The sequence below is a fragment of the Bacillus sp. JJ722 genome (assembly GCF_036963345.1).
GTDB lineage: Bacteria > Bacillota > Bacilli > Bacillales > DSM-1321 > Bacillus_AD.
The window spans coordinates 1-20,227 of sequence record NZ_JBALMO010000059.1 but is presented as its reverse complement, the minus strand read 5'-3'; the positions used below and the strand labels follow the sequence as shown (position 1 = coordinate 20,227).

At 36.9% G+C, this 20,227-nt stretch carries 22 protein-coding genes and 10 tRNA genes; 30 read left to right on the top strand and 2 right to left on the bottom strand.

What is annotated here, in order from left to right; translation table 11 throughout:
• The first annotated feature begins 199 nt into the window (after positions 1 to 199).
• From V7014_RS08900 to V7014_RS08880, 5 genes are all read left to right on the top strand, one after another.
• Positions 200 to 895: an alpha/beta hydrolase gene (locus tag V7014_RS08900; protein ID WP_335506253.1), complete on the top strand. Its 696-nt coding sequence runs from the start codon at positions 200 to 202 to the stop codon at positions 893 to 895.
• 467 nt (positions 896 to 1,362) lie between these two features.
• Entirely contained in the window at positions 1,363 to 2,850 is a 1,488-nt protein-coding gene (locus V7014_RS08895; RefSeq protein ID WP_335506251.1) for a DEAD/DEAH box helicase, read from the top strand.
• A 180-nt stretch (positions 2,851 to 3,030) separates the two neighbouring features.
• The gene (gene uvsE, locus V7014_RS08890; protein ID WP_335506249.1) at positions 3,031 to 4,002 is read left to right on the top strand and encodes a UV DNA damage repair endonuclease UvsE; all 972 of its coding nucleotides are present in this window, start codon (positions 3,031 to 3,033) and stop codon (positions 4,000 to 4,002) included.
• A 90-nt stretch (positions 4,003 to 4,092) separates the two neighbouring features.
• Positions 4,093 to 4,566, top strand: a complete 474-nt coding sequence (locus V7014_RS08885; RefSeq protein WP_335506247.1) for a PH domain-containing protein — start codon at positions 4,093 to 4,095, stop codon at positions 4,564 to 4,566.
• On the top strand, positions 4,559 to 6,013 hold the full coding sequence (locus tag V7014_RS08880) for a PH domain-containing protein (RefSeq protein ID WP_335506245.1): 1,455 nt from the start codon (positions 4,559 to 4,561) through the stop codon (positions 6,011 to 6,013). Before V7014_RS08885 ends, V7014_RS08880 begins: the two co-directional genes overlap by 8 nt.
• Here the strand turns inward: V7014_RS08880 and V7014_RS08875 are convergent.
• Complete coding sequence (locus V7014_RS08875; RefSeq protein WP_335506243.1) at positions 5,998 to 6,600, bottom strand: rhomboid family intramembrane serine protease; 603 nt, start codon at positions 6,598 to 6,600, stop codon at positions 5,998 to 6,000. The two genes, V7014_RS08880 and V7014_RS08875, sit on opposite strands and share 16 nt — an antisense overlap.
• 78 nt (positions 6,601 to 6,678) lie before the next feature.
• Between V7014_RS08875 and acpS the strand changes: the two genes are divergently transcribed.
• The 14 genes from acpS to V7014_RS08805 all read left to right on the top strand — a co-directional run bounded on the left by acpS (position 6,679) and on the right by V7014_RS08805 (position 18,176).
• Positions 6,679 to 7,029, top strand: a complete 351-nt coding sequence (gene acpS / locus V7014_RS08870) for a holo-ACP synthase (protein WP_335506241.1) — start codon at positions 6,679 to 6,681, stop codon at positions 7,027 to 7,029.
• A gap of 305 nt (positions 7,030 to 7,334) precedes the next feature.
• Positions 7,335 to 8,342, top strand: a complete 1,008-nt coding sequence (locus V7014_RS08865; protein ID WP_335506240.1) for a LolA family protein — start codon at positions 7,335 to 7,337, stop codon at positions 8,340 to 8,342.
• A gap of 270 nt (positions 8,343 to 8,612) precedes the next feature.
• Positions 8,613 to 9,764, top strand: a complete 1,152-nt coding sequence (gene alr / locus V7014_RS08860) for an alanine racemase (protein WP_335506238.1) — start codon at positions 8,613 to 8,615, stop codon at positions 9,762 to 9,764.
• A gap of 152 nt (positions 9,765 to 9,916) precedes the next feature.
• Positions 9,917 to 10,198, top strand: a complete 282-nt coding sequence (locus tag V7014_RS08855) for a CopG family ribbon-helix-helix protein (RefSeq protein WP_335506236.1) — start codon at positions 9,917 to 9,919, stop codon at positions 10,196 to 10,198.
• Between the two features lie 7 nt (positions 10,199 to 10,205).
• Positions 10,206 to 10,556 carry a type II toxin-antitoxin system PemK/MazF family toxin gene (locus tag V7014_RS08850; RefSeq protein ID WP_335506264.1) on the top strand — a complete coding sequence of 117 codons (351 nt, stop codon included), beginning with the start codon at positions 10,206 to 10,208 and terminating at the stop codon, positions 10,554 to 10,556.
• Positions 10,557 to 10,975: 419 nt separating this feature from the next.
• Positions 10,976 to 11,815 (top strand): STAS domain-containing protein, encoded by an 840-nt coding sequence (locus V7014_RS08845; protein WP_335506234.1) that lies wholly within the window; start codon positions 10,976 to 10,978, stop codon positions 11,813 to 11,815.
• Complete coding sequence (locus V7014_RS08840) at positions 11,812 to 12,168, top strand: STAS domain-containing protein (protein ID WP_335506233.1); 357 nt, start codon at positions 11,812 to 11,814, stop codon at positions 12,166 to 12,168. Before V7014_RS08845 ends, V7014_RS08840 begins: the two co-directional genes overlap by 4 nt.
• A 4-nt stretch (positions 12,169 to 12,172) precedes the next feature.
• A complete protein-coding gene (locus V7014_RS08835) occupies positions 12,173 to 12,571 on the top strand; it encodes an anti-sigma regulatory factor (RefSeq protein WP_335506231.1) in 399 nt (132 codons plus the stop codon).
• 22 nt (positions 12,572 to 12,593) lie between these two features.
• Entirely contained in the window at positions 12,594 to 13,601 is a 1,008-nt protein-coding gene (locus V7014_RS08830) for a PP2C family protein-serine/threonine phosphatase (RefSeq protein ID WP_335506262.1), read from the top strand.
• An 85-nt stretch (positions 13,602 to 13,686) separates the two neighbouring features.
• Positions 13,687 to 14,019, top strand: a complete 333-nt coding sequence (locus tag V7014_RS08825; protein ID WP_335506229.1) for an anti-sigma factor antagonist — start codon at positions 13,687 to 13,689, stop codon at positions 14,017 to 14,019.
• On the top strand, positions 14,016 to 14,489 hold the full coding sequence (gene rsbW, locus V7014_RS08820; protein WP_335506228.1) for an anti-sigma B factor RsbW: 474 nt from the start codon (positions 14,016 to 14,018) through the stop codon (positions 14,487 to 14,489). Before V7014_RS08825 ends, rsbW begins: the two co-directional genes overlap by 4 nt.
• Positions 14,467 to 15,255: an RNA polymerase sigma factor SigB gene (gene sigB / locus V7014_RS08815; RefSeq protein WP_335506226.1), complete on the top strand. Its 789-nt coding sequence runs from the start codon at positions 14,467 to 14,469 to the stop codon at positions 15,253 to 15,255. The genes rsbW and sigB overlap by 23 nt, the downstream gene beginning before the upstream one ends.
• Positions 15,255 to 15,863, top strand: a complete 609-nt coding sequence (locus V7014_RS08810) for a PP2C family serine/threonine-protein phosphatase (protein WP_335506225.1) — start codon at positions 15,255 to 15,257, stop codon at positions 15,861 to 15,863. Before sigB ends, V7014_RS08810 begins: the two co-directional genes overlap by 1 nt.
• Before the next feature lie 150 nt (positions 15,864 to 16,013).
• Entirely contained in the window at positions 16,014 to 18,176 is a 2,163-nt protein-coding gene (locus V7014_RS08805; RefSeq protein ID WP_335506260.1) for a Tex family protein, read from the top strand.
• Positions 18,177 to 18,222: 46 nt separating this feature from the next.
• On the opposite strand, the gene cmpA is transcribed toward V7014_RS08805, so the two are convergent.
• Complete coding sequence (cmpA, locus tag V7014_RS08800) at positions 18,223 to 18,339, bottom strand: cortex morphogenetic protein CmpA (RefSeq protein ID WP_335506224.1); 117 nt, start codon at positions 18,337 to 18,339, stop codon at positions 18,223 to 18,225.
• A gap of 79 nt (positions 18,340 to 18,418) precedes the next feature.
• Between cmpA and V7014_RS08795 the strand changes: the two genes are divergently transcribed.
• From V7014_RS08795 to V7014_RS08745, 11 genes are all read left to right on the top strand, one after another.
• A complete protein-coding gene (locus V7014_RS08795) occupies positions 18,419 to 18,886 on the top strand; it encodes a SprT family protein (RefSeq protein WP_335506222.1) in 468 nt (155 codons plus the stop codon).
• 123 nt (positions 18,887 to 19,009) lie between these two features.
• Positions 19,010 to 19,084, top strand: a tRNA-Asn gene (locus V7014_RS08790).
• A gap of 12 nt (positions 19,085 to 19,096) precedes the next feature.
• Positions 19,097 to 19,187: transfer RNA gene (locus tag V7014_RS08785), tRNA-Ser, on the top strand.
• A 9-nt stretch (positions 19,188 to 19,196) separates the two neighbouring features.
• Positions 19,197 to 19,268: transfer RNA gene (locus V7014_RS08780), tRNA-Glu, on the top strand.
• A gap of 191 nt (positions 19,269 to 19,459) precedes the next feature.
• Positions 19,460 to 19,534: transfer RNA gene (locus V7014_RS08775), tRNA-Gln, on the top strand.
• A 7-nt stretch (positions 19,535 to 19,541) separates the two neighbouring features.
• Positions 19,542 to 19,617 (top strand) — tRNA-Lys (locus V7014_RS08770).
• A 9-nt stretch (positions 19,618 to 19,626) separates the two neighbouring features.
• Positions 19,627 to 19,708, top strand: a tRNA-Leu gene (locus V7014_RS08765).
• Between the two features lie 72 nt (positions 19,709 to 19,780).
• Positions 19,781 to 19,866, top strand: a tRNA-Leu gene (locus tag V7014_RS08760).
• 23 nt (positions 19,867 to 19,889) lie between these two features.
• Positions 19,890 to 19,966 (top strand) — tRNA-Arg (locus V7014_RS08755).
• A 20-nt stretch (positions 19,967 to 19,986) separates the two neighbouring features.
• A tRNA-Pro gene (locus V7014_RS08750) sits at positions 19,987 to 20,063 on the top strand.
• A gap of 17 nt (positions 20,064 to 20,080) precedes the next feature.
• Positions 20,081 to 20,154, top strand: a tRNA-Gly gene (locus V7014_RS08745).
• Positions 20,155 to 20,227 lie beyond the last annotated feature (73 nt).

Sequence of the window (20,227 nt, the reverse complement as noted above, 5' to 3'; positions counted from 1 at the left end):
ATGAAGCTAGACAATCGAACGGCTCTGCTCTTCGTGTTTCCTTTATCTCATACGGCGCTGAACGGGTGCTCTCCGCTTTTGTTTTTTGTATACTTTTTCGAATTCGGGATTTTATTATTATGATATAGCTTTTAAGAGGGTGTACAATGTAATGGTAGGGTTGTAGTAAATCTAAATTCTTATAATACGGTGATCATATATGAAGAAAACAGGATGTTTATGTATACATGGTTTTACTGGAAAACCTTTTGAAGTAGAGCCAGTAGCCGATTATTTTCGACAGCATACTGATTGGGAAATCTCAGTTCCAACATTACCTGGACATGAAGAGAATGGTGATTTATCGTCTATCGAATATATGGAATGGATTAATTGTGCGGAAGAAGAACTTCTAAAGCTATTGGCAAGTTGTCAGGAAGTATTTATCGTTGGCTTCTCAATGGGGGGAATAATTGCTTGTAATCTGGCTAAGAAATACCCCGTCAAAAAATTAGTATTATTGAGCGCGGCTGCAAAATATATTAGTACAAAGCAGCTTGCGCTAGACATAAAGGATGTAATAAAAGACTCGTTTCAGGGCAATATTAAAGAAAATGAATTGTATAAGCGTTACACAACAAAAATAACAAAAACACCGATTCATGCTACTGGACAATTCCGTACATTGGTAGCGGCGAATGCTAAAGTGTTTAAAGACATTACAATTCCAGTATTTATTGCGCAAGGGAGAAGAGATGGTATCGTACCAGTGAAAACGGCAAGCTACTTATATAAGAAGATAGCTTCAGATTATAAGGTTATTTACATTGATGAAGAGGCAAAGCATTTAATATGTCATAGCCCTAATAATGAAACATTATTCCGTTTAATCAAACAGTTTTTACTGAATTCGTAATAATTGTAAGTTCAAGTAGCATAATTGCATAAAAAGTTATTAAGTGTTATTATGTTCTGTAGGACATCTTTTGATGAAAGTAGTATAATTATTATTTAACATAAAAAAATAGTTATATTGCTGATAATGATAAAGCTTTAAACTTGGGTATATTTTGAGAAAATTTTAGGCCAATTTTGGTTTTTTTAATAGTTACGAAAAAATTACTTTGTTAAGTGTTAATGCGTAAAAACCAGTATATTCTATGTCTAATTTTTCACCTAACACGCTAAGGACATAAGTCATTTCTCTTTTGGAGAATAGTTTCTTCCTGAGAATCGTCTTATGCTGTCGGGTGCTAGTGTTAAGACACTGCAGCATGCCGCTTAATTGCGTGTTTTCTTCGTTTTCTTAATAAACGTAAGATCGGTGACGATATTTCTTGAGATATATTAAGTTATTTCTCGATAAAAAGGAGTTAGGAAAAATTGACTTTGTTTAGTGAATTAGGACTGCAAAAGTCCACAATGCGTTCTGTAGAAAAAATGGGTTTTGAAGAGGCAACACCAATTCAAGCTCAAACAATCCCTGTAGCCCTTGAAGGTAAGGATATTATCGGTCAAGCTCAAACAGGTACTGGTAAAACGGCTGCTTTCGGGATTCCTTTAATGGAAAAAATCGATACAAATGCTGAGCATGTTCAAGGTATCGTAATCGCACCAACACGTGAATTAGCGATTCAAGTATCTGAAGAATTATATAAGTTAGGCTTTGGTAAACGTGTACGCGTATTAGCTGTATACGGTGGGCAAGATATTGATCGTCAAATCCGTGCTCTTAAGAAGAAACCTCATATCATCGTAGGTACACCAGGTCGTTTACTAGACCATATCAACCGTAAAACCCTTAAACTTGGTAATGTAGAAACGGTTGTTCTGGATGAAGCAGATGAAATGTTAAACATGGGCTTTATTGAAGATATTGAGTCTATTCTTTCAACTGTTCCAGAGGAACACCAAACCTTACTATTCTCTGCTACAATGCCAGAACCAATCCGCAAAATTGCTGAGCGTTTCATGGAAGACCCTCATCACGTAAAAGTAAAAGCAAAAGAAATGACTGTTGATCGTATTACACAATACTATGTTGAATTGAAAGAAAACGAAAAGTTCGATGCACTTACTCGTTTACTGGATATTCAAACACCTGAACTTGCGATTATTTTCGGTCGTACGAAACGTCGTGTTGATGAATTATCAACTGCTTTAAACCTTCGTGGTTACACAGCAGAAGGAATTCATGGTGATTTAAGTCAAGCGAAACGTCTTTCTGTATTGAAAAAATTTAAAGATGGTAGCATTGACGTGCTTGTTGCAACTGATGTAGCTGCTCGTGGATTAGATATTTCAGGTGTAACACATGTTTACAACTTTGATATCCCGCAAGACCCTGAAAGTTATGTTCACCGTATTGGACGTACAGGTCGTGCTGGGAAAACAGGTGTAGCCATTTCTTTCGTAACTTACAGAGAAAGAAATCAATTGTATGTTATTGAAAAAACAACGAAAAAACGTATGGATCGTCTTCAAGTTCCAACAATCACACAAGCGATTGAAGGACAACAAAAAGCGGTAACAGAAAAAATCACAAATACGCTTGAAAATGAAGATTTAACAATCTATCTACCAACTGCTGCACAATTGTTAGAAAAGTATGATGCACAAAGCCTTGTTGCAACAGTACTTAAATTAATGACAAAAGAGCCAGATAATACACCAATTAAATTAACTGGTGAAGCTCCAGTTGCTTCTAAGAAAGATCGTAAATTTAACGGCGGCGGTTCTAAACAGCGTAATGGACGCGCTTATAACCGTAAAGATCAAGGCGGAAAACGTCGTAGTGATCGTGACCGTAACCGAAACTACAGCGGCGATCGTCGTAGCGGCGGAAATGGAAAAAGAGAACGTTCTAACTAATAGAATACACAAAGATAGAGGTTGCCTAATATTTCTGGCAACCTTTTTTCGTATGGTTTTTAAAGGTGTCTAGCTCCAGCGCCCAGCTCCTAGTGGACTTCGTCGCAAAACGGGCGCTTCCGCTTTTCTGATTTTCCTAGTTAATTTGGAGAACAATAGAGGTAAAAGGAGGTTGTATGTATGACTGTATTTCGATTTGGATATGTTGCAATGAGTGTTCATGTAAAGAATGCGTCGCCTTCTAAGACGATGACCTATACCCAGTTCTCGAAGTTATTCGATAGAGAAGCTGCTGTAAGAAAGCTTGAACGAATAGCACAAACGAATTTACGTAACTGTTTACGACTTTTGCGTCATAATATAGCACATAATATCACTTTTTTTCGTTTGAGCTCTAAGCTAATTCCGTTGGCAAATCATCCAGATTTATTAGATTGGAATTATATGAAACCGCTACGACCATCTCTCCTTGAATTGAAGGAGTTTATTGAAGCCTATCCTGATTTGCGCATTGATTTTCACCCTGATCATTTTGTATTGTTAAATACGAAAGATAAAGATACATTCTCGGTTTCGTTAAAAACGTTACAGATGCATTATATGTTATTGAAAGAAATGGGCATTGATGCTGAACATCGTTGTGTGCTGCATGTTGGAGGGAGCTATCAAGATAAAGAGCAGGCCTTAGAACAATTTATTCATAATTGGGCACTTGTCCCTCAGCATTTGCAAAAGATGATTATGCTTGAGAATGATGATACTACTTTTACATGGGGTGATACGTTATATTTATGTGAAAAGTTAGGTATTCCCTTAGTATTTGATTATCATCACCATTTAGCAAATCAAGCAGTTGATGATGATTTTCATGAGAATTGGCGTCGAAATATAGCTACATGGCAGCAAAGTGAGCTTCCATTAAAGATGCATATTTCTTCTCCTAAGAGTGAAAAGGACTTTCGTGCTCATGCGAATGTAATTGATTTAGAGATGTTTTGGGAGTTTGCGGATGCTGTTAGGGGCTCAGTGGCGCAAATTGATGTAATGATTGAGGCGAAGCTGAAAGATGAAGCACTATTTCAACTTATGAAGAATATCCGGACATCAAAAAAAGTTAAGTGGGTAAATGAAGCTTGTTTTGAGCTTATTTAAAGAATTGAATAGGAACTTTTTCCTTGGTTATCCGTATTAATAGAGAAATTATCGAATAATCATGTATGTGGAGAGAAAGGTAGAGAGGATATGGAACTGCAAAATCGGATTTCCCTTAGAGCGTTGAAGGTTTGGAGACAAACAGGATTTATCGTATCGACTTGTGTGCTTGTAGCAGCTATTGCGGTTACTATTGTTCGTCATATATTCGATGGACCAATATGGCTTGTATATAGTTCATGGGGTGTTGTTGTCTTGTTGTACTTCTTATTGGTGTTCTTAATTCCATCTTTGCGCTGGAAATGGTGGCGTTATGAAGTGCGAGATGAAGAAATTGAAATTCAAAAAGGTTTATTTATTATCACTAAAACGTTAGTACCGATGGTTCGTGTACAACATGTTGATACGAAACAAGGGCCAATGCTTCGTAAAAATAATTTAGCTTCAGTAGAAATATCAACAGCTGCAACTGTACATGAAATCCCTGCTTTAGACTATGAAGAGGCAGAACGTCTACGGTTATTTATTGTAGATATGATTCGTACGGTGAAAGACGATGTTTGAGGCTAAACGACTACATCCGATCGCCATTGTTTTGAATGCTTTGAAAATTATAAAGGAATCTTTTTTACCTATAGTGGCTGTCCTTATTTTTCAGGGAGCAAGATCATCTAATTACTTTGAATTAATTTTCTTAGGCGTTTACTTAGTAGGTAGTATTGTTTATGGTATATTAGATTGGTTTAAGTTTACGTATCGGGTTGAAGATGGTGAAATCCGAATCGATCAAGGTATTTTTATTAAGAAGAAACGTTATATTCGACTGGAAAGAATCCAAAGTATCGATATAACGGAAGGGGTTTTACAGAGACTCTTCTCACTTGTAAAAGTAACAATAGATACTGCTGGTTCATCTAAGCAACAAGCGGAAGCAGTATTAACAGCTATTCCTAAGGGAGAAGCGGAATTGTTTCAGTCTTTATTGAAAGAAGCGAAGGAAGTAAAAGCGGTTGACCATGAAGTGGCTGAAACAAATGAAAAGCCTATTTCTGTTGTGGAAGAAGAGAAAATATTATTTAAAATGTCATTTAAAGAACTTTTCATTATGGCAGCGACTTCTGGTGGGGTTGGAATTGTATTCTCGGGTGCAATGGCTATAGTTGGTCAGTTTGCGGAATTTATTGATTTTGATAAAGTTTATTCGAGAGTTGAAGCGATGGTGACTGTGGCATCGTGGCTGTTTATCGTGTTGTTTATTATAGCGGCATTGCTATTTGCCTACGCTATTGCGACCATTGGTATTCTACTGAAATACGCCTATTTTACTGTGAAGAAAACAAACAAAGAAATTGTTATTACAAGAGGACTTCTTGAAAGACGACAATTTACGATTTCTTCAAATAAAATACAGGCGATTCGTATTGTGGAAAATCTGATTCGACAGCCGTTAGGGTATGCGACGGTATATGTTGAAACAGCATCTGGTTCAATAACAGATAATGAAAATGCAAAAGTGATGCTTTTTCCGCTAATTAAGAAAAAGCACTTGAAGCAATTTTTAGAAATGGTATCTGATGATTATGTAGTAGATGTCAATATGAACCCGGTACCGAAAAGGGCGCTGCGGAGGTATATGATTAGAGAATGTTATTGGTGGTTACCAGTAATTGCTGCCCTTATATATTTCTTTAGACCATTAGGCTTTGGATCAATGATATTAATATTTGTAGGATTGCTTTGGGGTTACTTATCGTACCGTGAAGCTGGTTGGAATATTACGAATCAGCAACTAACATTGACTTACCGCGCACTTTCTAAACAAACATATGTTGTACGCAAGCAAAGAATTCAATCTATGAAAACTCGACAAAGCTTGTTCCAAAAGAGAGTCCAATTAGGCACTGTGTCTGCTTTTAGTAAAACAGGGCTTGGTCCTAGCAAAGGCAAAGTTTTTGATTTAGCTGAAGAAGATGTAATGTTTATTCGAAAATGGTTTCAAAGGAAAGTGTAATATGTTTTTTTGATGAAAAAATTTGCAAGAACGAAGCCGATTAAGCAGCCACTGAAATGAGCGATAAAGTTTACGTTCGGTTGTATAATCGACATGATGAAAGCGATAGCAGTCATGGCTTTAATCATTTGGGATTCTTGCCTAGTAAGCAGTTGTGCTTTGAAGAAGACGATATATAAATAAAAGCCTAATAATCCAAAAATAACACCACTTGCACCAAGATGTGAATACGTTAGTGGTTTAACTAGAAAGGTTACGATGTTAGCTCCTATTCCGCATAGTAAATAAAAAATAATAAAGCGGAATGGTCGTAGCATTCTTTCGATAGCTGGTCCAAATATCAACAGGGCAAACGTGTTGAAAATAAAGTGTGTAAGGGCACTGTGGAGAAAAATCGGTGTAACGAGTCTCCATAGTTGTCCTTCTTTTATGTATAAATTGACACCCATAAGTTGGCTAATGATCGTGTTCTTTGGAAAGACAGGTAGATGAATAGCTAAAAAAAGTAGTGTATTAATGGTAAGAATAATTGAAACCGCAGGATACACTTTAATAAATTGATTAAAGGTTTCTTTTCTAATAAACATACTTTCAACTCCATTGATAGTTCAGTTATGATAATAACAGCTTATTCAAAAAACAGATTTTTTAGAAGGTGAAAAAGCGTGATTAAAGGAATTGGCTTAGATATTATTGAAATAGAAAGAGTTCGACAGCTTGTTGAAAAACAACCAAAGTTTGCGAAACGGATTTTAACGAATCAGGAGCTAAAGCGATTCGAATCACTTAAAAGTGGGCGGCAAATAGAATACCTTGCAGGTCGTTTTGCTGTTAAAGAAGCATATTCGAAAGCGGTTGGTACGGGAATTGGAGAAGGTTTAAGTTTCCTTGATATTGAAACGGCTTATGATGATAAAGGAAAGCCATGTATTATAAAACCGATATCAGATGGCGTGCATGTATCGATTACACATAGTCAAGCCTTTGCTGCTGCTCAAGTTATTATAGAAGTTTGATTTGTTGACTTAGTCAGTGTGCTCCAATTCATACGGAGCAAAGCGGGGCCCTTCCGCTTTTAAAATAAAAAAGCTTGTCATTACTTGGACATATTCAGTTCATACAGTACATATACTTGTATTGCTATAGGTGAGACAAGGTCCGGTAAAGGGGACTTGGAGGAAAAGGGTACTTGCTGAATATATACTTTTATCGTACTTATATTTTTACATTTATACTATCCATAATGATATTAATAAATCCATGCCTAGTTTAAGCCTCTTTGTCTCCCTTTTTTGTGTAAATAAAAGAAGGGGTTGAAAAGATGAGAAAGTTAATGCTAATCGTGGTGGGAATTATGTTGCTATTGGCACTATCTGCTTGTGGACAGAAGTCGAAGGAAGATGTTGTGCAGTCATTGAATAAAAAAATGGAGCAGATGAAAAGCTATAGTGCAAATGCGAAAATGACGCTTAAAATGGGTGATGATCCGCAAGTATATGATGTGGAAATTTGGTATAAGAATCCGGATTTTTATCGCGTAAAATTGAAGAATGAAAAGAAAGAACAAAGCCAAATGATTTTACGTAATAAAGAAGGTGTATACGTTCTAACGCCTGCATTAAATAAGAGTTTTCATTTTCAAAGCGAATGGCCAAAAAATAGTAGCCAAGCGTATTTATATGAGAGTATTGTGAAAGATATTGTAGAGGACAAAGAGTCAAGTTTTAAAGCGAATGATAAAGAATATGTGTTTGAGACAAGAACCAGATATCAAAATAATAAAATGTTGCCTTTTCAAGAAATTGTTTTAGATAAGAAGAATCTAGCGCCGATAAGTGTGAAAGTGATGGATCCTGATCGAAATGTGTTAGTAACTGTTGAATTCTCGAAGGTATCCTTCAATCCTTCATTTGAAAAAGACGATTTTGATATGAAGAAGAATATGACAGGCGCTCAGCTTGACTCTCCTGTAATGGCAGATGCTAAGAGTAAAGAATTTATCTTGAAGTATCCAGCTGAGATGGAAAATATTAAGCTTGTTGATGAGAAGGAAGTAGCTACAGAGAATGGAAAACGTTATGTTCTAACATATGAAGGTGATAAGAGCTTTACGATGATTGCAGAGAAAGCGGAAGTGGTGGAATCATCAACTATACCTACGAGCGTGCTTGGAAATCCTGTTGATTTAGGTTATACGGTCGGTGCTTTGACTGATAAGAGTATTTCTTGGACATATGAAGGTGTTGATTATACAATTGCTTCACAAAATTTATCAGCGGAAGACTTGATTAATGTCGCCCAATCTGTTCAAGTAACACCAATTAAATAAAGTGAAACTTTAATCGGTAGGGGTGTTCGTCCATCCCCTGCTGATTATTAGTTGAGCCAATTGGATTTTTACTGGCGCTTGATCTCCCACTTAAACGTCTTCGCTTTGAATTGGGAGTCTTAGCATCGGTTAGAACGGGATAAAGTAAAAGTGAGCAGGTCATATAGTGACCTGCTTCATCTTTCCGTTACTAACCAACAAAAAGGTGCTACTTTCCTATATAATAATTAACATGAATTCGAATGCGTATAAGAAGGAAGGTTTAAACAAGTGACTTCAGTATTTTATAGAGATACTTGGATAGAGATTAATCTTGATGCTATATATAATAACGTACAAAGTATGAAACAATACCTGCGCGATGATGTTAAACTTGGTGCAGTTGTTAAGGCTAATGGATATGGACATGGGGCTGTTGAAATCGCTGAAACAGCATTGCGAGCCGGGGCTGATTTTTTAGTAGTAGCGATACTTGATGAAGCAATTCACCTAAGACAAAATGGTTTCAATTCACCTATTCTTGTGCTTGGAGCTGTTCGTGCTTCAGATGCTGCAATTGCGGCGCAAAATAATATATCGGTAACCGTATTTCAACATGAGTGGTTAGAAAGTGCGATTAATTGCATACCTGAAGGTCTAAGGTTGTCCGTCCATATCAAATGTGATACAGGGATGGGGAGACTTGGATTTAGAAATGGAGAACAAGTGAAAAAAGCTGAAGAAATCATAAAGAATTCAGGTTCAATGTTCTTGGAGGGGATTTTTACGCACTTTGCAACGGCTGATGAATTGGATAATACATTGTTTCAAAAGCAATATGTTAAGTTTCAAGACATGATTAAGGCATTATCTGAAAGACCTCCACTTGTGCATAGTGGTAACAGCGCTGCTTCTTTGCGCTTTGAAGATACATGGTTTAACGCCATACGATTAGGGATCTCCATGTATGGATTAAGTCCTTCTATGGAAATAAAGGGAAGCTTACCATTTCATTTACAAGAGGCACTTTCGTTGCGTACGAAAATTGTGCATGTGAAGCGAATTGAAGAAAATGAAACAGTCAGTTATGGTGCTACCTATAAGACTTGTGGAGAGGAATGGATTGCAACGCTTCCTATTGGCTATGCGGATGGTTGGTTGCGTAAGTTGCAAGGGCAAGAAGTATTGATTGATGGTAAAAGAATGCCGATAGTTGGGCGTGTTTGCATGGATCAATGTATGGTGAAATTACCATCTCATTATCCTGTTGGAACAGAAGTGACGCTTATAGGTGCAGATGGTGGGGACTGCATTTCTGTAGATGAAATCGCGGCTAAATTAGAAACAATTAATTACGAGATTGTTTGTATACTTGGGCAAAGAATTCCGCGAAAATACATGAAATTTGGGCAAGTTTGTTCGATTCGTAACGGACTAATGTAAAAAAACTTTTGTGAATGCGCATAAAAAAGAACCAGAAGCGCCTATAATAATATTATGGAAAAGCCAATATATCCTTTGCAAATTTCCTTATTAATGGTAATATGAAGGATGAAATAGTATTAGGTGTGTAGTGATGGTGGAGGTGTATTCTTGTGTCCGAACCCAACGTAACTAGAGAAATATTAATTCAGTTACCACAGAATCTCTTAACTGAACTCGATGGATGTGTGCAAGAGGACAACGTTAATCGCAATGAACTGCTATATCGAGCAACTAAAATGTATCTTCACGAAAGAAAAAAGAGAAAACTTCGTGATGAAATGAAACGTGGCTATATTGAAATGGCTACGATTAACTTGAGCATTGCCTCTGAAGCCTTTCAAGCAGAGTACGAGGCTGAGCATTGCGTTGAACGATTAGTAAGCGGGGGGTAATCCTGTGATCGTTGTTAAGCGCGGTGACGTATACTATGCAGACTTGTCCCCTGTGGTTGGCTCTGAGCAAGGTGGAACCCGCCCTGTGTTGATTATTCAGAATGATATCGGTAATCGCTTTAGCCCTACTGTGATTGTAGCAGCTATTACTGCTCAAATACAAAAAGCTAAGCTTCCAACGCATGTCGAAATCGATGCTAAGAAGTATGGATTTGAACGAGACTCTGTCATTCTAATGGAACAAATACGGACCATTGATAAGCAGCGCTTAACTGATAAGATTACTCATTTAGATGAGCAGATGATGAAGAAAGTAGATAATGCTTTGCAAATCAGTACGGGACTAATAGAGTTTTGAATTAATATATTTACTATAAAAATCTCTTCCATAAGAAGAGGTTTTTTTTTGTGCAGAAAAAGGTAGTGTTATAAATGGAATGTCACAATGACTAGTTGTGTAATTCTCTGGAGAAAAAAACAGTGAAATTTCTGTTAAAATAAAAAAGAGTCCTCCTTGAAATGTGGATTACTGTAAATAGGTTTCCTGAAAAAGTTAACAGTGTCGATAAGTTACGAAATTGTTCATCGGATATTCTATATTTTTATATAAGATAACCATACGTACTAATGTTTTAGCGGAATATAATCATTGTGAGGCCAAATATCGTTATAAATTGAGTTTTAAACATGAAATTATGTTTTTATAGTTACAATACGATAACAAATTTTTGACAGAATAATTTTAAAATTATTAGTGTGTTAAAATAGGAGGGTATCATGAATAAGTTAGTATTTACGTATATTGTCGAAAATAGAGAAAAAATATTAACAACATGGATGGGTTTAGCGAGAGAAGATTTAGAAACCCAAGTAGGTCGAATATTTTCTGAACCATTATTTTTGGAGGCCAGTAATGACTTTCTTGAGTTAATTATTGCAAAAGAAAAAGAAACGCCTGAAGGATTTAAGGCAAAATTAATAAATTTCACTGAAAAAGCCATTCAGATTGGATGGCCACTTGCGTTTGTTAGTGATGGTTTGAATAAATTTAATATCATTATCATTGAGAGTATGATTCAAGAGAGTCTTATAAGCGCGGATCATCAACCGGAAATTCTGTACAATTTCCACAAATGGTTGAGTCCGATGGGAACGGAAATCATTAATACATATACTCAGTCTTGGGAACGAACAGTTTCGATGCAAAAGATTGCTCTTCAGGAGTTATCAGCACCGTTGATTCCGGTACTTGAAGGTATTACGGTGATGCCGCTAGTTGGAACTATTGATACAGAAAGAGCAAAGCAAATTATGGAGAATTTATTGAATGGTGTGGTGAAGCACCGATCAGAAGTTGTGCTAATTGATATTACGGGTGTTCCATTAGTGGATACGATGGTTGCTCATCATATTATTCAAGCAGCGGAAGCAGTAAGGTTAGTTGGGGCAACATGTATACTTTGTGGGATCCGTCCAGAAATTGCTCAAACGATTGTCAATTTAGGAATAAATTTAAGTGAAGTAATTACGAAAAACACTTTGAAAAGGGGTATTGAAGCAGCCTTAATTCTAACGAATCGTAAAATAGAAGATATAGATGCGGGGGAAGTTGTATGAGAATACCAATATTAAAATTATACGATTGTCTTTTAGTGTCTATACAATGGGAACTTGATGATGGAACAGCTCTTCAATTTCAGGAGGATTTACTGAGGAAGATTCATGAAACGGGTGCAAGAGGTGTAGTAATTGATTTAACTTCTATTGACTATATAGATTCATTTATCGCCAAAATTCTTGGAGATGTTGTGAGTATGTCAAAATTAATGGGTGCGCAAGTTGTGCTAACTGGGATTCAGCCTGCTGTTGCTATTACACTAATCGAATTAGGAATCACATTAAATGATGTATTTACAGCATTAGATTTAGAAAAAGGTTTAGAGAAACTACAACTGGAACTGGGGGATTGAATACATGGATCAATCCTATGTCAAAATAGTTAATGAGTGGGACATTGTAGCGGCCAGGCAACTAGGGAGAAATGTAGCAAAAGAGCTAGGTTTTGGAATTGTTGATCAAGCTCGAATTACTACCGCAATAAGTGAACTTGCTCGTAATATATATTTATATGCTGGTCAAGGAATGATCAGTATTGATAGAGTACAAGAACATGGTAGAAAAGGTATTTTAATTAAAGCTAGCGATGAAGGCCCTGGCATACTTGATATACGTAAAGCGATGGAAGATGGCTATTCAACATCTGGTGGATTAGGGGCAGGACTTCCAGGAGTGAAAAGGCTGATGGATTCGTTTGATATTGACTCTGTACCTGGAAAAGGAACGCTTATTAGTGCGACTAAATGGCTCCGCTAAGGAGGGGAAATAATTGACTGAGATCGATAATCGTTCAATTGAAACTTTTTATATAGAAGCATTGATGAAATATGTTCAAGAACAAACAGAACAGCAATTATATCAAGGACAGTTGTTAAGTAGAAAAACGATTGAGCATAATATTTCACCAGAGGAAATTATCAGTTGGCATAAGAAGGCATTGCTCGATACATTTCCTGAAACTCGGTCAGAAATTTTAGACTCGTTAGATTTTCTACTAGAAGTAATGATGGGTTACGGTATTGCTTACCGAGAAACACAAAGTTTACGTCACATACAACAAGAACTAAACTCAGAGATGGAAATCGCAGCAAATGTGCAAAGTACGTTATTAGAAACAAAAATTCCGGAATTAGAGGAATTAGAAATTGGGTCAATAAGTGTACCCGCTAAGCACATGAACGGCGATTTCTATCAATTTTTACAAGATGAAACAGGTTGTATAGGTGTGGCGGTTGCGGATGTTATAGGCAAAGGGATACCAGCAGCCCTTTGTATGAGTATGATTAAATATGCTATGGACAGTATACCTGATAAAAAACATTTACCAAGTCATGTTCTACAAGCACTTAATAAAGTTGTAGAGCGAAATGTTGATACAAGTATGTTTATTACGATGTTTTATGGATTATATAATCCGAAGACATCTGTATTCTCTTATGCTTCAGCTGGTCATGAGCCTGGGTTGTACTATCATGCAGAAGCAAACAGTTTTACAGATTTATATGCTAAAGGTTTATTGTTAGGTGTTAATAAAGATACATCTTATAAGCAGTACGAACAGCAAGTAAAGATGGGCGATATGATTATCCTTATGTCGGACGGTGTAACAGAGTGCCGAAATGAGGATGGTTTGATCGATACAGAATATGTAATTGATTTAATTCAACAGAATATTCATTTTCACCCGAAAGAGATTGTTCTGAATGTCTACAAACATCTAGAAAAATTGCAAGATTTTAAATTAAGAGACGATTTTACCTTGATAATATTAAAAAAAGTACAATAACCTGTCTTTATACTAAAACAATGATGTTTATATTGTTTTGATTTGGGTAAAAGTAACGTAGCTAATTAATGAGGTGGATTAAAGAATGAATTTTAAAATTGATGTGAAAGAAATGGATCAACATGTAGAAGTGTTTATAACAGGTGAGATTGATGCTTTTACAGCACCGAAATTGAAAGAAACGTTAGTACCTTTAGCTGAACGTTATCAAGTGGACATTATAGTCAACTTATCAGAGGTTTCATATATGGATAGTACAGGACTAGGGTTGTTTGTAGGGATTTTTAAACAAGTGCGTGCTAATAAAGGTGAATTTAGTCTAGTTGGTTTATCGGAAAGATTAAAACGTTTATTTGATATTACTGGACTAACGGAGATCATTCATATTACAAGCGATACAAAGGGTGGAATAAGATGAAGCAAGGCTATGATTATGTTGAAATGAAGGTGCCCGCAAAGCCCGAATATATTGGAATCGTTCGGTTAACGCTTTCTGGAATTGCTAGTAGAATGGGTTTTTTGTATGAAGATATTGAGGATTTAAAGGTTGCTGTTAGTGAGGCATGTACAAATGCGGTTCAACATGCTTATACAGATGAAAACAGAGGGGAAGTTGTCATAGGCTTTGGATTGTATCATGATCGTTTGGAAATGATGGTTGTGGATAATGGAAACCGTGCTGACTTGGAACAAGTAAGACGAGACCTAGGCCCTTATGAAGAGCATTATAATGTGGAGTTTTTGAGAGAGGGAGGATTAGGGCTATATCTGATTGAGACATTGATGGACAAGGTAATCATTCACCAAAATCAAGGTGTGACGGTGTTTATGACTAAGTTTCTGGAGAGAGAGCAGGTGGAGGCTGATGCAGAAACAATCTCAACCTAATCAAGAAATGAGAAATCAAGTAAATACTTGGATCAAGGCTTATCAGCTAAATCAAGACGAGGAAGCCCAGAATCATTTAGTGATCCATTATAAAGGTCTTGTTCAAACGATAGCGCGAAAGTATGCAAAGGGTAGATCGTTTCAAGAAGATATTTTTCAAGTAGGTATGATAGGTTTGTTAGGAGCGATTCGTCGGTATGATGAGAATTATGGCAAAAGCTTTGAAGCGTTTGCTGTGCCTACCATTGTCGGAGAAATTAAACGATTTTTACGAGATAAAACATGGAGTGTCCATGTTCCGCGCAGGATCAAGGAATTAGGACCAAAAATCAAAAAAGCTGTTGAAGAATTAACGACTGAACTTGGCCGCTCTCCTCGTGTTGATGAAATAGCTTCTTTCATCGCTGTATCTGAAGAAGAAGTGCTGGAAGCGATGGAGATGGGAAAGAGCTATCAAGCTTTATCGGTTGACCATACAATTGAAGCTGATTCAGATGGTGGAACGGTTACATTGTTGGATATATTTGGTGATATGGAAGAGGGGTATGAGAAAGTTAATCAACGACTTGTTTTGGAGAAAGTACTACATGTGTTAACTGACCGTGAAAAAATGATAATTAAGTATACATATCTTGATAACTTAAGCCAGAAAGAGGCCGGTGAGTTACTGAACATTTCCCAAATGCATGTATCAAGACTACAAAGAAGGGCGATAAAGAAGCTACGAGAAGCTATTCATGCTGAAAGTACTTCGGAGTTTGTTTAATGAAGTGTGATCATATGGTGAATGATAGAGTAGAGATTGTTGTAAAGCAAATAGCAAAAGGAAATAATCATTATTGTGGAGATGCATATTTTTTTACCAATACGGATGATTACTTCATTTGTGTATTAGCTGATGGACTAGGTAGTGGTGAATTTGCACATGAATCTTCTGCCGCTGTTACAGAAGTTGTTAGAACCAATCATCAACTTGCTATTGAAGACTTACTAGGAGAATGCAATAATGCGCTAGCTAAGAAAAGAGGAGCAGCTGTTGCGATATTTAAAGTAATATTTAAGCAACAACAGTTTCAGTACATATCGGTAGGCAACATTCGTTTTTTTCTGTATAATCCGATTGCGCAGAAAGTGGTTTACCCACTACCATCTTCCGGCTATCTTAGTGGAAGGTTGAATAGATTTCAAGGGCATACATATACGTATGAGCCATTATCGAGATTTATTTTATTTTCAGATGGACTGGATTTAAAGGGAGTTACATCATATATAAAGAAAGAATCATCGCTTGCTTTAATCGCAGAGAATATTTGGGATACAAATGTTAATCAATCAGATGATGTTACTTTGATCATGGGAAGCTTACTTCAATAGAGGTAGGCTTTTTAACATATATGTTTATAATTTTGAAGGATTTTATACGAGGGTGACCGAAATTGTTATATGGATTAGGAGAGTTCTAGGCAGTTTGATAAAATAACAATAGACTATATATTTGGAGGATTGACATTGACAATTACAGAAATGAAAAAAGTGGACGTAAGTGCAGTGATAGCTCGAGAATTACAAGTCGGCGTTAAAGCTGTTCAACAAGTAATCCAGCTTCTAGAAGAAGGAAATACGGTTCCGTTTATAGCGAGATATCGTAAAGAAATGACAGGAAGCATGGATGAAGTACAAATTCGAGATGTAATGAACCGATGGAATTATCTTGAGAATTTACATAAGAGAAAAGAAGAAGTGCTTCGCATTATTGAAGAGCAAGGAAAGCTAACGAATGAATTAAAAACTGCCGTTGAAAAAGCTGATAAACTACAAACGGTAGAAGATTTATATCGTCCTTATAAACAAAAGCGACGTACGAAAGCAACAATCGCGAAAGAGAAAGGTTTAGAGCCATTAGCGGAATGGATACTTACGTTTCCTAAGAACGTTTCGGTAGAAGAAAAAGCAGCGACATTTATAAATGAAGAGAAGGAAGTTGCATCAGTAGAAGAAGCTATTAATGGCGCAAAGGATATTATTGCTGAAATCATTTCAGATGATGCTTCTTTAAGACAATGGATTCGAACAACTACTTTTAATACCGGAGCCATACATACAGTTTGTAAAAATGAAGATAAAGATGAGAAGCGTGTTTTTGAAAACTATTATGATTATGAAGAGCCGATTCAAAAGATTGTACCGCATCGAGTGTTGGCTATTAATCGTGGTGAGAAAGAAGATATTCTTCGAATTTCAGTAAAAGCAGATGTAGAAAGAATTCTTACATATGTGGAACGTCAAGTGATAAAAATAGCTTACTCCGCTGTTGAAATAATTGTCAAAGAAGCTATTGATGACGCATATAAGCGTCTTATCCAGCCATCGATTGAAAGAGAAATTCGCAATGAGTTGACAGAAAAGGCGGAAGATCGTGCTATACATATTTTTGCGGAGAATTTGAAGAATCTCCTTCTACAACCGCCATTAAAAGGAAAGGTAGTATTAGGAGTCGATCCAGCTTATCGAACAGGCTGTAAGCTTGCCGTAGTAGATGAAACGGGGAAAATGGAACAAGTTGCTGTGATTTATCCTCATCCACCAGTTGCTAAGAAAGAAGAGGCTAAGAAGAAAGTACTTTCAATCATTGATAGCTATGAAGTAGAGCTAGTGGCAATTGGAAATGGGACAGCTTCTCGTGAAACCGAGCAATTCATTGCCGACTTATTAAAAGAAACAACAGGGAACATCTCATATATTATCGTTAATGAAGCGGGAGCGAGTGTATATTCTGCATCCGATTTAGCACGAGAAGAGTTTCCCGATTTACAAGTTGAAGAAAGAAGTGCAGTTTCTATCGCTAGAAGATTGCAAGATCCTTTAGCTGAGTTGGTGAAAATCGATCCCAAGTCAGTTGGTGTCGGTCAGTATCAACATGATGTTTCACAGAAAAAATTGAATGAATCTTTAACGTTCGTTGTTGAAACAGCTGTTAACCAAGTGGGTGTAAATGTAAATACTGCATCTTCTTCTTTATTACAATATGTAGCGGGCTTATCAAAAGCAGTAGCGAATAATATTGTAAAGAAAAGAGAGGAAGAAGGGGCGTTCCTTACGAGGAAGCAACTGAAGAAGATACCGCGACTTGGTGCGAAAACATATGAACAATGTATTGGTTTCCTGCGTATTCCGAATGGAACAGAGCCATTAGACAGTACTGCAATCCATCCGGAAAACTATGAAGATGTATTAAGTTTACTTGCGAAATTAGAATTTAGTACATCAGATATCGGTACAACACCTTTGCAGGAAGTGCTTCATAAGATTGATTATGCAACATTAGCTAATGAATTACACATAGGTGAAATAACGTTAAGAGATATAGTAGATTCATTAATGAAGCCAGGAAGAGATCCACGTGATGAACTGGCTAAACCATTATTGAAACAAGATGTATTAAAAATGGAAGATCTAACAGCGGGAATGGAATTACAGGGCACCGTTCGCAACGTTGTTGATTTTGGTGCGTTTGTTGATATAGGTGTAAAGCAAGATGGCTTAGTGCATATTTCAAAATTAAGTAAAAACTATGTTAAACATCCTCTTGATCTTGTGTCAGTAGGAGATGTTGTCACAGTTTGGGTGGATTCTGTAGATGCAAAAAAACAGAGAGTATCGTTATCGATGTTGCCACCAAATAAATAAACATGAGAAAGCACTGCTCCTTTTATGGAAGAAGCGGTGCTTTTTATTAAAGATTTTTATTCGATTTTCTATAAAAGTACCAGCATTGATTGAGTAGGTGGATTTGATAGGAGTCTTTTGTTAAGAAAGCTTTTTTAAGTTGTTTTTGTAACCATTTAGGCATTCTATTACCTCCTGCACATAGGTGTTTTTAGTGTATGTTATAATAGTTTGTCATGTTTCCCAGAAAGGAATGAATTGAAGTGAATGATGAGCAATTGCAAAGGTTAACGGAAGAATTGTCGCTGAAATTCTTTCATAAGATCTTTCAACATAAAGCTTTTTTCAATAAACGTCTTCGTACTACAGGAGGACGATATATGCTAGGAAGCCATAATATTGAAATCAACTATACTTATTACGAACAATTTGGTTTGGATGAGTTAGTGGGGATTATTAAGCATGAGCTCTGTCATTATCATCTTCATATAGATCAGAAAGGATATAAACATCAAGATGCTGATTTCAAGCAATTATTAAAAGAAGTGGGAGCGCCGAGGTTCTGTACACCCTTACCAGCGAAGAAAAAAAGGGTTAATAAAAAAATCTATTACTTTCAATGTACATCTTGTTACACGGAATATATAAGAAAAAGAAATATGAATGTAAATAAATATGTATGTGGAAAATGTAGAGGAATCTTAAAAAGAAAAGGAACCAAGGAGGTTTAAAGAAAATATAATTTTTTTTGATTTGATTGTTGACATTAAAAGAAAATGTAATTATAATCTAAAGAGTCGATATGGTGATTGGCATTTAAACAATCGCACATATTTTATAACTTTTTCTATTGTTCCGCAGTAGCTCAGTGGTAGAGCACTCGGCTGTTAACCGAGCGGTCGTAGGTTCGAATCCTACCTGCGGAGCCAATTTTTATATATGGGGAAGTACTCAAGAGGCTGAAGAGGCGCCCCTGCTAAGGGTGTAGGTCGGGTAACCGGCGCGAGGGTTCAAATCCCTCCTTCTCCGCCAGACAAAATTGGCCCATTGGTCAAGCGGTTAAGACACCGCCCTTTCACGGCGGTAACACGGGTTCGAATCCCGTATGGGTCATCATTTTAGAGAGTGGGAGGCGATTAATCGCTTCCCATTCTCTAACTTATCACTTGTATCAAACAGTGTAAAAAACTTTTTTAAAAAAAGCTTGCTTTTTTGATGTTTAGTGTGATAGTATGAATGAGTTGCTCCTGAAACAAACAAGAAGATTTGTTCTCTGAAGTTATATTAATATAATTTCTAAGCGATGGGCTATAGCCAAGCGGTAAGGCAACGGATTTTGATTCCGTCATGCGAAGGTTCGAATCCTTCTAGCCCAGCCATTGTAGAGAGCCATTAGCTCAGTCGGTAGAGCATCTGACTTTTAATCAGAGGGTCGAAGGTTCGAATCCTTCATGGCTCACCATTTATTTTCGCGGGTGTGGCGGAATTGGCAGACGCACCAGACTTAGGATCTGGCGCCTTACGGCGTGGGGGTTCAAGTCCCTTCACCCGCACTTAAGAAATATAAAAAACATTTGACAACTAAGTGTTATACTGGTATAATGAGTTTTGTCACTTACGACTTTGCGGTCGTGGCGGAATGGCAGACGCGCTAGGTTGAGGGCCTAGTGGGGGAAACCCTGTGGAGGTTCAAGTCCTCTCGGCCGCACCAAATGACATCTTAGAAAATAATATGCGCCCGTAGCTCAATTGGATAGAGCGTCTGACTACGGATCAGAAGGTTATGGGTTCGACTCCTTTCGGGCGCGCCATAATAATACAATTTGAAAACCGGGGAGTAGCTCAGCTTGGTAGAGCACTTGGTTTGGGACCAAGGGGTCGCAGGTTCAAATCCTGTCTTCCCGACCATTCTCCAGTTAAAATATGCGGATGTAGTTTAGTGGTAAAACCTCAGCCTTCCAAGCTGATGATGAGGGTTCGATTCCCTTCATCCGCTCCAAACAATGTTCTTTGAAAACTAAACAAGACAACACGTCAACGTTAATTCTAAAACAAAGTTTCTACTTGATAGA